Annotated in this window: 17 protein-coding genes and 1 riboswitch; of the genes, 10 read left to right on the top strand and 7 right to left on the bottom strand. The window is 66.2% G+C overall.

Features of this window, described 5'->3' with window-relative positions; all coding sequences use genetic code 11:
- Window positions 1-87 precede the first annotated feature (87 nt).
- Together ABD708_RS03480 and ABD708_RS03475 are read right to left on the bottom strand one after the other, a co-directional pair.
- Entirely contained in the window at window positions 88-1,722 is a 1,635-nt protein-coding gene (locus tag ABD708_RS03480; protein WP_344751889.1) for an acyl-CoA dehydrogenase family protein, read from the bottom strand.
- A gap of 52 nt (window positions 1,723-1,774) precedes the next feature.
- Entirely contained in the window at window positions 1,775-2,632 is an 858-nt protein-coding gene (locus ABD708_RS03475; RefSeq protein WP_344751888.1) for an oxidoreductase, read from the bottom strand.
- 93 nt (window positions 2,633-2,725) lie between these two features.
- Here ABD708_RS03475 and ABD708_RS03470 point away from each other — a divergent pair, with 93 nt between their 5' ends.
- Together ABD708_RS03470 and ABD708_RS03465 are read left to right on the top strand one after the other, a co-directional pair.
- Entirely contained in the window at window positions 2,726-3,304 is a 579-nt protein-coding gene (locus tag ABD708_RS03470; protein WP_344751887.1) for a TetR family transcriptional regulator, read from the top strand.
- A gap of 4 nt (window positions 3,305-3,308) precedes the next feature.
- Window positions 3,309-3,599 (top strand): DUF1905 domain-containing protein, encoded by a 291-nt coding sequence (locus tag ABD708_RS03465; protein WP_344751886.1) that lies wholly within the window; start codon window positions 3,309-3,311, stop codon window positions 3,597-3,599.
- A 16-nt stretch (window positions 3,600-3,615) separates the two neighbouring features.
- Here the strand turns inward: ABD708_RS03465 and ABD708_RS03460 are convergent, their stop codons facing one another.
- The 3 genes from ABD708_RS03460 to ABD708_RS03450 are packed head-to-tail and all read right to left on the bottom strand — an operon-like array spanning window position 3,616 to window position 5,104.
- The gene (locus ABD708_RS03460) at window positions 3,616-3,789 is read right to left on the bottom strand and encodes a hypothetical protein (protein ID WP_344751885.1); all 174 of its coding nucleotides are present in this window, start codon (window positions 3,787-3,789) and stop codon (window positions 3,616-3,618) included.
- Between the two features lie 52 nt (window positions 3,790-3,841).
- The gene (locus ABD708_RS03455; protein ID WP_344751884.1) at window positions 3,842-4,015 is read right to left on the bottom strand and encodes a hypothetical protein; all 174 of its coding nucleotides are present in this window, start codon (window positions 4,013-4,015) and stop codon (window positions 3,842-3,844) included.
- Window positions 4,016-4,072: 57 nt separating this feature from the next.
- The gene (locus ABD708_RS03450; RefSeq protein ID WP_344751883.1) at window positions 4,073-5,104 is read right to left on the bottom strand and encodes a serine hydrolase domain-containing protein; all 1,032 of its coding nucleotides are present in this window, start codon (window positions 5,102-5,104) and stop codon (window positions 4,073-4,075) included.
- A gap of 159 nt (window positions 5,105-5,263) precedes the next feature.
- Between ABD708_RS03450 and ABD708_RS03445 the strand changes: the two genes are divergently transcribed.
- From ABD708_RS03445 to ABD708_RS03430, 4 genes are all read left to right on the top strand, one after another.
- A complete protein-coding gene (locus ABD708_RS03445; RefSeq protein ID WP_344751882.1) occupies window positions 5,264-5,554 on the top strand; it encodes a hypothetical protein in 291 nt (96 codons plus the stop codon).
- Complete coding sequence (locus ABD708_RS03440) at window positions 5,551-6,597, top strand: hypothetical protein (protein ID WP_344751881.1); 1,047 nt, start codon at window positions 5,551-5,553, stop codon at window positions 6,595-6,597. Before ABD708_RS03445 ends, ABD708_RS03440 begins: the two co-directional genes overlap by 4 nt.
- Window positions 6,594-7,499, top strand: a complete 906-nt coding sequence (locus ABD708_RS03435) for a hypothetical protein (protein WP_344751880.1) — start codon at window positions 6,594-6,596, stop codon at window positions 7,497-7,499. Before ABD708_RS03440 ends, ABD708_RS03435 begins: the two co-directional genes overlap by 4 nt.
- Before the next feature lie 129 nt (window positions 7,500-7,628).
- Window positions 7,629-8,435 carry a nuclease-related domain-containing protein gene (locus ABD708_RS03430; RefSeq protein WP_344751879.1) on the top strand — a complete coding sequence of 269 codons (807 nt, stop codon included), beginning with the start codon at window positions 7,629-7,631 and terminating at the stop codon, window positions 8,433-8,435.
- A 43-nt stretch (window positions 8,436-8,478) separates the two neighbouring features.
- Here ABD708_RS03430 and ABD708_RS03425 read toward each other — a convergent pair whose 3' ends face one another.
- Window positions 8,479-8,601, bottom strand: coding sequence for a hypothetical protein (locus ABD708_RS03425; protein WP_344751878.1), 123 nt, complete (start codon window positions 8,599-8,601; stop codon window positions 8,479-8,481).
- 160 nt (window positions 8,602-8,761) lie between these two features.
- Window positions 8,762-8,878: riboswitch (SAM riboswitch) on the top strand.
- Window positions 8,879-8,914: 36 nt separating this feature from the next.
- On the opposite strand from ABD708_RS03425, the gene ABD708_RS03420 reads away from it, so the two are divergent.
- The 3 genes from ABD708_RS03420 (at window position 8,915) to ABD708_RS03410 (ending at window position 12,680) form a co-directional block, all read left to right on the top strand.
- Window positions 8,915-9,331 carry a hypothetical protein gene (locus tag ABD708_RS03420; RefSeq protein ID WP_344751877.1) on the top strand — a complete coding sequence of 139 codons (417 nt, stop codon included), beginning with the start codon at window positions 8,915-8,917 and terminating at the stop codon, window positions 9,329-9,331.
- Window positions 9,332-9,731: 400 nt separating this feature from the next.
- On the top strand, window positions 9,732-11,219 hold the full coding sequence (locus tag ABD708_RS03415; RefSeq protein ID WP_344751876.1) for a GmrSD restriction endonuclease domain-containing protein: 1,488 nt from the start codon (window positions 9,732-9,734) through the stop codon (window positions 11,217-11,219).
- A 198-nt stretch (window positions 11,220-11,417) separates the two neighbouring features.
- The gene (locus ABD708_RS03410; protein ID WP_344751875.1) at window positions 11,418-12,680 is read left to right on the top strand and encodes a DNA cytosine methyltransferase; all 1,263 of its coding nucleotides are present in this window, start codon (window positions 11,418-11,420) and stop codon (window positions 12,678-12,680) included.
- A gap of 23 nt (window positions 12,681-12,703) precedes the next feature.
- On the opposite strand, the gene ABD708_RS03405 is transcribed toward ABD708_RS03410, so the two are convergent.
- Entirely contained in the window at window positions 12,704-13,573 is an 870-nt protein-coding gene (locus ABD708_RS03405) for an HNH endonuclease (RefSeq protein ID WP_344751874.1), read from the bottom strand.
- 86 nt (window positions 13,574-13,659) lie between these two features.
- Between ABD708_RS03405 and ABD708_RS03400 the strand changes: the two genes are divergently transcribed.
- A complete protein-coding gene (locus ABD708_RS03400) occupies window positions 13,660-14,085 on the top strand; it encodes a very short patch repair endonuclease (protein WP_344751873.1) in 426 nt (141 codons plus the stop codon).
- The last annotated feature ends 28 nt before the right edge of the window (window positions 14,086-14,113 follow it).

Below are 14,113 nucleotides of genomic sequence, written 5' to 3'. Positions count from 1 at the left end.
CGGTGTGCCCGTTCGGCGCTGCTGCGCCCTGTGCTGCGGCCACCGTCGCGCCGTTCGGGCACAGCGCCGCGCCGAACGGGCACGACCTCACGCGCGGGCGAGGATCTCCTCGACGTCGACGCCCGGGGGCAGCACGCCGTAGAGCGCGGAGCGGTGCGCGAGCCGCGCGCCGACGAACGCCCCCGCGACGGGCGGCGGCGAGAAGCGCAGCATCAGGGATGCCTCGAGCAGTGTCCCGAGCCGCTCCGCGAACTCTCGCGCCCGCAGCTCGGCTGCCGCCGAACCGTCCAGCAGGGCCACCCTCAACTGCCGCGACAGATCCTGCACCGCGTCGAGCTCGGTGTCGTATGCCTCGTAGTCGCCGCGGGCCTGGTTCAGGTCGGCGAAGAACGCGTGGAACGTCTCGGGCTCGCGGGCAAGGGCGCGCAACACGTCGAGGGCGATGACGTTGCCGCTGCCCTCCCAGATCGCCATCACCGGCTGCTCTCGGTAGCGGCGGGCGAGCGGGAATGCCTCGGTGTAGCCGTTGCCCCCGAGGCACTCGAGCGCCTCGTAGGCGTGGCCGGGGCCGCGCTTGCAGACGAGGTACTTCGCGACGGCGGTCGCGAGGCGGCGGAACGCGAGCTCTGCGGCATCCGTCTCATCGCCGTCTCCGGCATCATCGGGGGCGTCATGCGCCATCGCGAGGCGCAGCGCGGTCAGCGTCGCCGCCTCCGACTCGAGCTGCAGGTCGGCGATCACGGCCGCCATGGCGGGCTTCTCGATGAGCGAGTCGCCGAAGGCGGTGCGATAGCGCGTGTGCCAAGCCGCCTCGGCGACCGACTGGCGCATGCCGGCCGCTGTGCCGATGACGCAGTCGAGGCGGGTACGGCTCACCATCGGCAGGATGGCCCGCACGCCCCGTCCCGGCTCCCCGACGAGCCAGCCGAGCGTGCCGTCGAACTCGACCTCGCTCGAGGCGTTCGAGCGGTTGCCGAGCTTGTCCTTGAGGCGCTGGATCAGAAAGGTGTTGCGGGCGCCGTCGGGCAGTGTGCGCGGCACGAAGAAGCAGCTCAGCCCCTCTGGCGCCTGCGCGAGCACGAAGAACGCGTCGCTCATCGGCGCGCTGCAGAACCACTTGTGGCCGGTGATGCTGAAGCTGCCGTCGGCGTTGGGCGTCGCCGCGGTGGTGTTCGCCCGGACATCCGACCCGCCCTGCTTCTCCGTCATCGCCATCCCGAACAGCGCGCCGGCGCCGTACTCGCGGCTCATCGCGCGCGCCCACCACTGCTCTTTGTCCGGGATCTCGGCGTTCTTCAGGATCGCGGCGCCGGCGTGCGTCATCGACACCGGGCAGGCGTGCCCCGGCTCCACCTGCGCGAACAGGTAGAACATGGCGGCGCGGTCGACGGATGCCCCCGGCCCCGGCTTCGCCCAGGCCGAGGTGTGCGCTCCCCTGGCGATCGCGTCGCCGATCACGCGGTGGTACGCGGGGTGGTACTCGACCTCGTCGATGCGCTTGCCGTGCCGGTCGTGGGTGTGCAGCACGGGCTCGTGGGTGTTCGCGAGCTCGGCATCGTGCTGGAAGCCGGCCGATCCGACGAGGGCGCCGGCCTCTGCGAGTCGCTCCGGCCCGGCATCCGTGCCCCACGCGCGCACCGCTTCGACCAACGCGACGTTGCTCTCGAACTCGTTGACATCGACGCGATCGGGGGCCTGATTCAGGACTTCGTGCGTGATCACCGGCGACCACCTCCGAGCCGAGGCTAACCCGGCCCGGCTGCCCGCGTGGCCGCTAGGCGATCGCGTCCAACTCGGCGACGGCCTCGGCCGGCAGCTCGAGCGCCGCGGCGGCGATATTCTCAGCGAGGTGCGCGCGGCTCGATGTCCCCGGAATCAGCGCGATGTTCGCCGAGCGCTGCAGCAGCCACGCGAGCGCGACCTGCTGCGGCGACGCCTCGAGCCGCTCGGCGACAGCCGCGAGCGCTCCGGACTGCAGCGGGGTGAACCCGCCGAGCGGGAAGTACGGCACGTAGGCGATGCCGAGCTCGGCGGTGCGGCGCAGCATCCCCTCATCCTCACGATGCGCGAGGTTGTAGAGCGATTGCACCCCGACGATCGGGGTGATGCCGAGCGCCTCGGTGAGCTGGGCATCCGTCACCTGGCTCAGACCGATGTGCCGGATCTTGCCCTGCCGCTGCAGCTCGACGAGGGCACCGAGCTGGTCGGCGATGGATTCCTCGACGGTGGCCTCTGGCGAGCCCATGCGCAGGTTCACGACGTCGATCGTCTCGAGGCCGAGGTGCGTGAGGTTGTCGTGCACCTGTGCGGCGAGCGCTTCGGGGCTGCGATCCATCACCCAGCCGCCGTCGGCATCGCGGCTCGCGCCGACCTTCGTGACGAGGTGCAGCTCGTCGGGGTACGGGTGGAGCGCCTCGCGGATGAGGTCGTTCGACACGTGGAATCCGTAGAAGTCCGCGGTGTCGATGTGGGTGATGCCCGCCTCGACGACGGCGCGCAGCACGGCGATCGCCTCGGCGTGGTCGCGCGGCGGCCCCCACACGCCGGCGCCGGGCAGCTGCATGGCGCCGTAGCCCATGCGCGTGATGGTCAGGCCGGGGGCGAGGGTCAGAGTTCCACCGGGAAGCGTCATATCGGATTCCTAACTATCTGGTTAGTCAGAGACTAGATCAAGACTAACCATTTAGTCAAGAATTAGGATCGGGGCAAGAGATGAGGTGATCGGATGCCTGAGCCAGAGGCCCCCCTAGCGGCCGCCGGCCGCGCAGAGCAGACCCGCCAGCGCATCCTCGAGGCGGCCTTCGCCGAGTTCGCGAGCTATGGCTTCGCGGGCGCCCGGGTCGACCGCATCGCGAAAGCAGCCGGCTGCAACAAGAACCTGATCTACATCTATTTCGACAGCAAAGAGGGACTGTTCGACGCGACGCTGCGCGCACGCCTCGGCCTCGTCAGCGAGCAGAACCCGCTCATGCCCGAGGACCTGCCCGAGTTCGCGGGCAAGACCTTCGACTTCGTGATGGCGAACCCCGACGTCATCCGGCTGACCGCATGGACCAAGCTCGACCCCGACGCGCCCGACCCGGCCGTGCGCGGCGAAGGCGCCGGCGCGAAGGCCGCGGCCCTGCGCGCGGCGCAGCAGAAAGGCGAGCTGACGGATGCCTGGGACGCCGAGTTCCTCATGACCTTCGTCATGTCTCTCGCGACCGCCTGGGTGCCCGCGTTCCCCTATGGGACCGGGGGCATGGATCACGAGCGCATCCGCGCCCAGATCGTGCGAGCGGTCGCGGCCGTGGTGGGAAGCTGACCTCATGCCCTACGAGTTCACCTCAGAGCTCTACGAGTGGTCGGCGCGTGACAACTGGTTCTTCGTCGATCTGCCGTTCTCGGTGAGTGACGCGATCACGGCGATGCCGCTCGTTCCCGGCGGTTTTGGCTCGGTGAAGGTCGAGGCCACGGTCGGGCACGTGACGTGGCGCACCTCGGTCTTTCCGGACGACAAGCGCGGCACCTTCGTGCTGCCCATCAAGAAAGAGGTGCGAGCCCGCAACTCACTCGTTGCGGGCTCGCCGGTGGACGTCACCCTCGAGGTCGTGCGCTGACCCGCGAGGCGGCGCCTCAGTGCGTCGAGTCCGGGTCTCCGGCACCGAACGCATTCGCGAGCCGCTCGGCGATCTTGTGCCAATGCTCATTGGCGTTCTTCTGCTTGGTGTAGTTCGCCTGCTGACGCAGCTCGAGAATCCAATCGGCGTACTCGCGCTCCTCAGCCTGCGTCATCGTGTTGTGCGACATGAATCCCTCCGATATTGCGTGGCCGATGTGGCGTTCGCCCTCCCTTTCGAGGCTAGGAACGACCACTGACATCAGGGCTCCCCGGCCGCACCCGGAAGGCGGCCAGGGCCGCCTCGTGGCGGGACTGAGCCAGGCGGCTCTTGGCGGCGCGCAGCTCGCGCTGCAGCGCCCTCACCGCTTCGGCGGCGTCGACGGGCAATTCGATCGTGTTGTCGTAACGAGTCATGAGGTTTCCCCTTAGAACGTTTCCCCGTCCTCCCAGTGTGGGAAGGACCACTGACATTCAGGAGGTCGAAGCAAGGGCCTCGATCACGACATCGGAGAGCCGCGAGATGTGCGCGAGCCCGGATCTGTGCGGCAGGATCACCGAGTTCAGCCAGATGAAGACGGCGTCGCTCACGGGGTCGGCCCAGACATTGCAGACGGCACTGCCGTTGTGTCCGAACATCTGCGCGTTCGCACGGGTGCCCATCGGCCGGATCTCGCTGGGGAAGCCGAGCTGGAACCCCGTACCCCAGCGCACCGTGTGGCCGATGACGTGGTCGCGTTCGCCGTCGGCCGAGACGTCGCGGGCGCCCGCGATCACCTCGCGGGGGATCAGCCCGTCGCCGTTCCGGAGCAGCACACGATAGAAGTGCGCGAGATCTCGAGCCGTCGTCTGGATTCCCGCCGCGGGGATGACCGCCTCGCGCACCGCGCGCCGGTTGAATGCCTCTTTGCGTATATGTTCCACCGGGTGACCCGCCACGAGGGGGACGTGGCGCTGCCAGGCATCCGTCATCAGCGCCAAATGGGTGTCTGCCATACCGAGCGGCTGCGCGAACTCGTCGTCGATGAAGCGGTCGATCGTGCGCCCGTCAACGCGGCACACGAGTTCGCCGAGGATGAAGCCGAAGTTCAACATGCCGTAGGCCACGACACGGCCGGGCGGGTAGCGCAGATGTGCGTTCTCGGCAGCACGAACGGATGCCTGCCAGTCGGCCATCCGCAGCGCATCGCCCAGCGCGGAGCCCGTCGAATACGGCATCCCGCTGCGGTGCGTGAGCACGTGCCGCACCGTGACGGAAGACTTTCCGTTCATGGCATATTCGGGCCAGTAGTCGGCGATCGGGGCATCGAGATCGAGGCGGCCGAGGTGGGCGAGCAGGTGCACGGCGAGCGCGGTGAACGGCTTGCTGACGCTGAACGTGTAGAAGAGGTCGCTCGGCTGCGCGCCGACGAGCTGCTCGAAGACGACCTCATCGCCGCGCATCACGAGGATCGACGAGGCGTGCCCGCGCTCGGCCGCGACCCTGCCGACCTCGTTCCACCGCATGCCTGAAAGGTACCGACCGTTGAGGGGCGCCGGGGGCGCGTCTCGAAACGGTTCGAACCACCTATCTTCCCCAGCACAACTCACAAATCATCTGATCCATCCCCATTTCGCCGCTTTCGGCGGTCGGCCGGTCCCCCGCCTTCTCTAGCGTTCCGAGCCATGACGACGCGAATGGATGCCCCCACCGTGGCCGGTCTGGTGAGCCGGCTGCGCTCGGCCGCGGGGGCCGCGAACGATGCTGAGCTCGCGGCGATGCTCGCGTTCGAAGAGCTGCTGGCGAAGTCGGCGGCGCTGCCCGCGGTGCATGCGGCGCTCGCACAGTACTGGGCCGCGCGTACCGGCAGCGGCTCGGCCATCTGCGGGCATATCGGCCAGGTCGCGGCAGCCCTCGAGTCCGCGGCCGACGAGCTAGAGCGCGACGATGTGCTCGTCGCCGGGATGCTGACGTGACGGCCACCGCCGACCTCGCCCCGCTCGTGGCGGCAGCCGCCGACTACGAGCACGCCGTGGCGCGGATCGAGGATGCCGCAGCCGATGCTGAGGCGGCGTGGAAGCTGCTGCCGGCCGCGCTCGACTCCCCCGGCACGCAGCTGGGCGTCGGCCGCTTCGTCGGCCCGGCCCACCAGCTGTCGACGGCTCTGCTGCAGGCGGCGGATGCCCTGCACGGCGCCCTGCTCACGGAGGAATTCCCGCTGCGCACGCTCGTCGCGCAGGCCGAAGCTCACCCTGACGACCCGAACTGGCAGAACCGCATCGACGCCGCGGAGGGCGAGTGCGCTGCTGCGATCGCGGCGATCCGCGGAGGCGAGGCCGGCTCGGTCGATCTGCCCTGCCCCGAGCCGCAGGCGCCGCTCGGCAGTAGCGCCGCGCGCCCGGCGAGCTTCGCGCTGCCGGTCTCGCCGACATGGGGCCTGCCCGCCTTCGGCAGTGCCGTCATCGACGGGGCGACGGCGGCCGCGGCAGCCACCGGAGCCGGCCTCCTCGGCGTACTCGGCCTGGTGCTGTCCCTCGGCGGCTCGAGCGACGAGTCCGCCGCTGCGCCCAAGAAGCAGCGCCGGCCGGGGCCAGATGCGATCGAGGGCAAGGACTTCGAAGTCACGCCGTACCAGCCGTGCGACCCCGAACTGCACGGCGAGGGCTGCCAACCGCACCTGCTTGGGGATAAGCCCGGCAGCGAACCCTTCACCGGTGACAAAGTGTGGGGCAACGAGGAGCCCGGTGACATGCCTGGCACCACGTCGGACTGGGTGAAGACCGAAGCCCGGAACGGGCAGGGCTATGTCTACAAGGCGCCCGACGGAAGGAGCATGCGGGTGATGAAACCCGGACAGCACGGCTATGACCGGCGTTACCCCTACGGCTACGTCGTCTTCGAAGAGCCCGACGGGACCGTCCTCAATCTCCAGCGGCTCAAGGGCGACGACCCGAACTTCGCCCACATCGTGCGCAATCGAGATGGAAGTTTCCCGATGCCGGAAGGATGGACAAAGTGACGGCAATCGATGTCGGGCTGACGGGGGCTCGCGTGTGCGGTTACCTTGCGTACCCAGACGGCATCCGCATCATGTTCGTCCAGGGCGGAGCCTATCTGGCCTCCGGCGGCACCTGGCACATCACCTGGCCCGACGGCAGCCATTACGAATTCGCGTCGGATAGCGGAATGGGTAAGGACCCCGAAACGGGCAGGCTCATGGGCACCCTGCTCGCCGACGCGGTGACGCTCGCCCGAGCGGATGAGCACTCGAAGCTCGCCGTCGATTTCGAATCCGGGCTCCGCCTCGAGTTCGAGCCACAGCGCGGCGACTACGAGTATTGGGACGTCTACTCGACCAAGGGCATGCGCTCCTACGCCGTCATGGGCAAGCCGCCCAAACAAGGTGAGGGGCCGCGCCCCGACCGCATCGGGCTCGAAGACCTGGAAGCCGAGGGCACCTTTGATCCGCCACGCGACGGCGAACGTCTGATCGATCTGGAACTCGCCGACGTCGTCTTCGGGGTCACGATGCACGCCGAGAGCATGCAGCTCGAGACCCGCAGCGGGGATCTGTTCTTCGCCGGCCCTGTTCAGCTCACAGACCCGAACGGTCTCACCGGAGTCTTCGACCCCACGTTTGCGGCCTCGGACACCACCACCGGGACTGTCCTCAAGCTCCTCATCGACAGCACGATCGAACTGGCAGCTCTGGCCCCCGACTCGAGCAGGCTGGATGTCCGCTTCACGGATGGTCTCCGTCTCGTCTGGAATGCGCCGAGCGCGCAGCAGGGTCTCTTCCGTGCTCGCAACCGGAGCGGCCGCGAGTTCTGGAGCAAGGGCGACGGCACCATCTACTGGTACGGCGGGCCCGAGGGCACGCATCCGAAGTTCCTCGTCGGCGGCCCGAAGCCGACCGATTAAGCCAACCCCATGAAACGCCCGGTGCGCGCCCAAAGCTGTCAGTGGTCCGCCGCAGAATGACGGCAGCGAGAAAGAGGGCCCTCATGTTGGGACTGACGAGCCCCGGCCGGGTGCCATAGGACAGTAAGCATGACAGAACTGCGAGGCGCGAACACCGCGACGGGGGCCGCCGCGTCCCTGCGAGCGCGCCCCGCTGCAGCATCCGTCATCGCCGCCTGCTTGAACGCACAGGCTGAGTCACGTCCCCGCTCGGTCCTCGGCCGCGCGTTCGGAGCCAGCCCGCTGTCCGAGGCATCCCGTCAGCCGTATCTCGACGCGCTCAGCGAGCTCCACGTGGCGGACGAACTCGAGAAGCTCGGCTCCGACTGGGTGATCCTGCACGACGTTCCCGTCGGTGAGCGCGGCAGGGTCATCGATCACCTGGCGATCGGCCCAGCGGGCGTCTTCGCCCTCGCCGTGCAGCATCAGCAAGCCGCCGCGGTCACGGTGCGCGGCGACGCGCTCGCGATCAACGGAGTCGCCCGCCCGCACCTTGCCCGCTCGCGCGACCTCGCGACCGAGGCTGCCGTCAATCTCACCCGTGCAACCGGCCTGAACGTGCCCGTGCGAGGGCTGATCGTGTTCGTGGCACCGCAGTCCGTCTCAGTGCGCAACGAGCCCGACGACGTCGGAATCACCAGTGATCGCGGGGTGCACAAGTGGCTGGCCGACCGTGAGCAGACCCTCAGCCCGACCCAGGTGGCGATGATCGCGGATGCCGCGGCCGACCCCGCTACCTGGCGAGGCGCCGTCTCGCGCCGCGCCCCGGGCTTCAACGCCGACGCGTTCGACGCCCTCCGCGTCGAGGTGCAGCGCGCCTGGCTCGCCCGAGGGTTCTGGGGCACCGTGCTCATCGCGGCAGCCGCGGTCGCCGCGTTCCGCGTGTTCGGCGCGTGACGGCCAACCCCCGGCCGCTTTCCGCGTGAGCTGAGCTGCGCCGTCAGTCAGCCTCGCCCGCAGCGGCGGACGGGGTGGTCCGCGGCACGGCGACGACATCGAGCGCGTAGGCGCGTGCAGTCAGCCATGAGCGCACCGGGCCGACGGCGCTGGCGGCGGCCGTCACTCTAGCTACGAGGCTCGCGTCTTGAGTAAGCAAAGTGCGTCGTTCCGTGTCGCACATTGGTTTCTTGATGTGCTGCACACCCCACCGATCCAGACCGCCGACATCAACCTGCCGCCACGCTCTCATCGTCGGCACCGCGCGAGCGCTAGCCTGAGATCACGTTCACGAGTTGCAGCCTTCGGTACCTGGCCGGCTGCACGGCAACCCTCCTCCATCGAGCGGGGTGCCCCAGGCGAAGAACCGGCCGCGCGGCATCCGCCAGCGGCAAGTCGATGGAGGCGCACGATGCCTCCCGTCACACAAGGAGGCAGCTATGGCTCATCAGCGAGGGATCTATCTGAAGGGCGCGCCGGCGATCGAATGGCAGCGCGCGATTTACCGGTATTCGCCTCTGCCGCTGGGTTCGGGGGTCTCCCGTCGGGCGATCGGCGCGATGCTCGCCGAAGGGCATCTCGTGAATATCCCGACGTGGGTGGAGCTGTCTCACGAGTTCGCACGAGCCGGCTTCACCCCGGCCGAGTTCGCCATGCTTCACGAGGCCGTCGCACCGCGTGCGCGCGAGATCGCGCGAACGCACCCCGAACTGGCCGTCGAGGTTTTCGACGAATGCCTTCCCGCGAACCCGCTTTTCCGCCTTCGAGCTCACGGTTGGACGCGGTGGCTCACTTTGGTGCGGTCCAGCGACATGAGCACGGGGGATGCCGTCGCCGCCGTACTCCGCGGCGAATAGCGGGTGGCAGATGCCCACAAGTGGGTCTGCGCCTGCGCCGCTTGCCCGCAATAGACAGGACGAGTGACCGACCTCACCGCGTCCGCGCGCACCGACCTGCTCGCGGGACGCCCAGTTGCGGCACCCGTCATCGCCGCGTGCCTGGCCGAGCCGAGGATCCCGACGGTCAGCAGCCAGAGGATGCCACGCCCGAACCTCCCCAGACAGAAGCTCTACAGCCCGGCAATACCGAACAACCAATCGTCGCCTTCCGCCAGAGCAACCCCGCCCAAAAAACTTCCCGCTGCGGCATCTTCTTCAACGAACACAGGCCACCGCTCGGTGACTCGCGCCGCCGCTTGGTCCAGCTCTAAATATGCTTGCGTGGGGCGGGCTCACGGCGCCCAGAAGGAGGGACCAAGTGGCTAGCGATTCGGGCACGATTCGGACGGAGTACCGCTGCGACGATTGCGGTTACGTTTTTAGCCCCGCCGACTACTCGGACGATTTCGACAGTCTGCCCACGGAATGGACATGCCCCCAGTGTCAAGCCGGGAAGGACCACTTCCAAGTCGTCGTGCCGCCCACGAACGACCTTGAGGAGGAGAACCATAGTGGCGAAGTGCCCGACGAAGCGCCCGACCCTTCTGGGCCGCGTCGCCTCTACACGTCTGCGTCAACACCTGACTTTGCTGGCCTGCAACGCAGGTGGAAAAAAGGCGCGCTAGATACCCAGCCCGATTTCCAACGCTATGAAGTGTGGTCGGACCAAAAGAAGAGCGCACTGATCGAGTCAATCCTCCTGGATTTGCCAATCCCGCAGGTCTTCCTTGCTCAAGACGACAACGGTAAGGCCGTGGTTATCGATGGACAGCAGCGCTTGACTGCAGTGTTCCGCTATCTCGATGGGGACTTCGCGCTAAAGCTGGCGAATCCGAGGCTGACGGGTAAGCGGTTCAAGGATCTAAGCGAAGAGCTTCAGACCCGCATCGAAGACGCAAAGATATCCGTGGTGGAAGTACTAAAGGAATCGGATCCTGAGATCCGGTACCTATTGTTTCAGCGCCTCAATGAGGGCTCCGTAAGCCTCAACGACCAAGAGCTTCGCAACTCCGTCTTTCGCGGACCTTACAACGACTTCATCAAGGAGCTGGCTAGCGAAAAGACCTGGCTAAAACTCCTTGGGCTAAAGGAGCGGCATAAGCGAATGGTCGACGTTGAACTTGTGCTCCGCTACATGGCATTCCGCGAACAGACCTATCTAAAGCACCCGGACAAAAAGACCGGGAAGTTCCTCGATCGTCAAATGACTCTTAATGCGAATCCGACGCATTCAAGCATGGAAGAGGCGCGAAAGGACTTTAGGACTGCGGTCGAACTCGTCCAGACAGTCTTCGGCGAGCGGGCTCTCAGGCGCTATCTCCCCGGCGGGGAGAGCGATCACCGCGGGGCGTGGGAATCGCGCATCAATCGCGCGCTCATCGACGTCGAATTGTGGGGTTTCTCGCCCGAGCGAAATGAAAAGGGCCTAGTCGTCAAGAACGCGGATGCGATTCGCGAAGCTGCCATCGAGTTGATGATCTCCCCCGAGTTCAGCGCCCTGCTTACGTACTCAACGAGCGAGAAGAAGCGAGTTGAGCGTCGGTTCGAACTATGGAAGAACATGCTCGACTCCGTCCTAAAGAACCAGGATCAAGGCGCCCGCGCATTCAGCCGAACCACCAAGGAAGACGCATTCAAGACCGACCCCACGTGCGCGATCTGCAGCCAAAAGATTCAGTCCATTGATGATGCGCATATGGATCACATGATTCCGTTCAGTAAAGGCGGTTCCACGACGTGGGACAACGCGGCCCTCACCCACCGCTACTGCAACCTGCATAAATCCGATGGAACTCCCAGCGCATAGAGATGGGGCGGAGACGGGCCACAGCGCGGTCTTCTTCAGGCCGTATGTTGATCGCGGCAACTTCCAATACGCAGGCCTCGGCAGGTCTCTGCCACAACTCCAGCCGAACAGGCCGCACGGAAAGCGCTTCGCGCCGGTGTCGGTGGTCGATGGTCTGCTTGCCGTGACGTAATCTCGTCGTGAGCTTGAGGAGTTGCAGTGAGCGCACTTTCCGTGGTCGAAATCTGTGCCGGCGCAGGAGGTCAGGCACTAGGACTGGAATTGGCCGGCTTCGAGCACCGCCTAGCGGTCGAACTTGATGAAAACGCGGCTGCGACCCTTCGCTTCAACCGTCCCGAGTGGGAAGTTCGCGTTGGCGATGTTGCAGACTCCTCGGTCTGGAACCCAAGTGAATATGCCGATGAACTATCGCTCCTGGCTGGCGGCGTTCCTTGCCCCCCGTTTTCAATCGCAGGCAAGCAGCTTGGAACCGGCGACGAGCGTGACTTGTTTGCATGGGCGGTTGAATTAGCGGGCAAAATGCAGCCCCGCGCCGTGCTGCTCGAGAATGTGCGGGGGCTCTCCATGCCGCGATTCGCCGCTTACCGCCAACACGTCAAGGATCGGCTAGCCGAACTGGGCTACTGGTCCGACTGGAAACTCCTTGAGGCCCGCGATTTCGGGGTGCCTCAACTTCGACCGCGCTTCATCCTTGTCGCACTTCGGTCCGAAGACGCGCGCTACTTCTCGTGGCCGAAGCCGACCCCGTTCATCGGCACGGTCGGGTCCGCGCTTGCGGACCTGATGGGAGAACGCGGCTGGCGCGGAGTCAGTGCGTGGGCCAAGCGCGCGAGCGGGATCGCCCCCACAATCGTCGGCGGTTCTAAGAAGCACGGCGGAGCGGACTTGGGCCCGACGCGCGCACGCAAGGCGTGGGCCGCGCTTGGCGTGGATGGTATTGGAGTTGCGGACGAAGCACCGGGCCCGGACATTCCGGAAGCATTCACACCCAAACTGACGACTGAGATGATTGCCCGAATTCAGGGATGGGGAGCGAGCCCCGAATACGCCTGGACATTCACCGGGCGCAAGACGACGCGGGCGCGCCAGATCGGCAACGCGTTCCCGCCGCCGGTCGCGCGAGCCGTCGGAGGGGCGATCGCGGCCGCGCTTCGGCATGAGGGCGCAGGATCTGAGTGTGTCGAGACCGAGGAGTCAACCGCGCACGATCCGGTATACCTCGCACTAAAGGGGTCGGCCGAACCAATGACCGCGCAGCAGGTGATTCGCGCTGCGGGCGGCACCATGAGCGAACCAGAGTTTGCCCGCAGGATGGCCGATATCGGCCGCGACTTTGAACTCGATGTTGTCGGCGAGGGGAGCGAGCGAACCTACGCGATCGGCGCATTCCGGGGCTTCGTCGGCCAGGAGAACCACGTGCGTCACGCAGCATTCAACGTTGCGCGCTCCAAGATTAGTTAGCGATCGCTTGCTGATTTAGCGGGCTATTTCGCTAGTTTCTTCTCACGCTCGAGACGGCGGATGAGCGGCGCGAGTGGCTCGTTTGGCAGGTCTTTCCAGCGCGCCAGTTTCCACTCGGTTGTGACGCGCCCGCTCGGGAGCCTCTTCTTGCGCATCTCGAACTGAAGTCCAAGTTCACGTAGTTCGCGCATTCGCTTCTGCCAGTCTTCTTGGAACTGCTTCGCAGACGCGACCGCGCCGATCAGGTCAGACGGGATCCATTCGCCCTCGGTGGCCTTCAGAAGCATGGCAATCCGCCGGTGTGGCTCGTCGTAGTTGACGGCTTCGCGGATCTGATCCGCGTACTCATCGAACGAGCCATAGAAGTCCTTCTTGCCCGCGTTGCACTCTTGGCAGAGCGCTTGATAGTTGTCGAGCGAATCGGTACCGCCCCAGGCCTGTGGGATCACGTGGTCGACGACCAACTTCACGCCGTCATCCGCGACGGTTCGGCCGCACTTCGCACATCGCCCAGCCTGTAGGACCACAAATCGATCCCGCTGCGAGATTCCCGCACCGCGCGCTAATTGCACAGCGCGCCATCCGACGAGCCTGTACGCAACCTCCCGCCCTGTGCGTACTTGCTCTATCTGGAAGACTTCGCCGACTTCCCGCCGACGGCGATCTAGTTGCGTTGGGCGCTGGCCCGTGTCCGCATAGAAGTAGTCCGCTATTTGGGCGTCGGTTGGAGGTGCATTCCGGTACTCGAATAGATACGAGTAGATGCGCTCATGAGCAGGAGTATCGCGGCCGCGGTGCTCGAGTGCCTCTGACAGTTCCGTGCTGTACGGCTGCGGCAGGGGGCGAGGCGCACTTCCCGATGGAGAGGTGGAGTCTGCAACGCTCACGCCCATAGTCAATCAGCGACGGATCCGATGCGCTCGCCCTTTTTGGGAGGAGTCGCTCCGCGGTGGGAATCTGGCCAGCTAGCGTGGTGACCATGTCGTGGGCGTCGAGCGAATCCGTGCGCAAGTCAATGCGCGGTAACAAGCGACGAGACACGAAACCAGAGCTGATTGTGCGCTCGGCCCTGCACGCCCTTGGATACCGATTCCGCGTCGACTTCCGAGCATCGCCAAGCATTCGCACTCGGGCAGACATCGTCTTCACGAAACGCAGGGTCATCGTGTTCATCGACGGCTGCTTCTGGCATGGGTGTCCGACCCACGGCAGCCGCCCGAAGACGAACAGCGACTATTGGTTGCCGAAGCTCGATCGAAACATTGCGCGCGACCGCGCCACTGACGCGACTCTGGCGTCTGAGGGGTGGGTAGTACTGCACTTCTGGGAGCACGAAGACCTGACCACGGTGGTGACCTCTCTTACTCAGGCGCTCGGGTCGCCGCGCTATGAGGCCGCTCATTGACAGCTCGCTCTGCGGGGATGGGGTCCTC

The organism is Gryllotalpicola koreensis (assembly GCF_039538185.1).
Lineage (GTDB): Bacteria > Actinomycetota > Actinomycetes > Actinomycetales > Microbacteriaceae > Gryllotalpicola > Gryllotalpicola koreensis.
This window is presented reverse-complemented; position numbering and strand designations above follow the sequence as displayed.

What these genes read in the sequence shown, in the direction of transcription:
- ABD708_RS03475 (WP_344751888.1), bottom strand. Translation starts at nt 2,632, where the DNA reads ATGACGCTTCCCGGTGGAACTCTGACCCTCGCCCCCGGCCTGACCATC.
- ABD708_RS03470 (WP_344751887.1), top strand. Translation starts at nt 2,726, where the DNA reads ATGCCTGAGCCAGAGGCCCCCCTAGCGGCCGCCGGCCGCGCAGAGCAG.
- ABD708_RS03465 (WP_344751886.1), top strand. Translation starts at nt 3,309, where the DNA reads ATGCCCTACGAGTTCACCTCAGAGCTCTACGAGTGGTCGGCGCGTGAC.
- ABD708_RS03460 (WP_344751885.1), bottom strand. Translation starts at nt 3,789, where the DNA reads ATGTCGCACAACACGATGACGCAGGCTGAGGAGCGCGAGTACGCCGAT.
- ABD708_RS03455 (WP_344751884.1), bottom strand. Translation starts at nt 4,015, where the DNA reads ATGACTCGTTACGACAACACGATCGAATTGCCCGTCGACGCCGCCGAA.
- ABD708_RS03450 (WP_344751883.1), bottom strand. Translation starts at nt 5,104, where the DNA reads ATGCGGTGGAACGAGGTCGGCAGGGTCGCGGCCGAGCGCGGGCACGCC.
- ABD708_RS03445 (WP_344751882.1), top strand. Translation starts at nt 5,264, where the DNA reads ATGACGACGCGAATGGATGCCCCCACCGTGGCCGGTCTGGTGAGCCGG.
- ABD708_RS03430 (WP_344751879.1), top strand. Translation starts at nt 7,629, where the DNA reads ATGACAGAACTGCGAGGCGCGAACACCGCGACGGGGGCCGCCGCGTCC.
- ABD708_RS03420 (WP_344751877.1), top strand. Translation starts at nt 8,915, where the DNA reads ATGGCTCATCAGCGAGGGATCTATCTGAAGGGCGCGCCGGCGATCGAA.
- ABD708_RS03405 (WP_344751874.1), bottom strand. Translation starts at nt 13,573, where the DNA reads ATGGGCGTGAGCGTTGCAGACTCCACCTCTCCATCGGGAAGTGCGCCT.
- ABD708_RS03400 (WP_344751873.1), top strand. Translation starts at nt 13,660, where the DNA reads ATGTCGTGGGCGTCGAGCGAATCCGTGCGCAAGTCAATGCGCGGTAAC.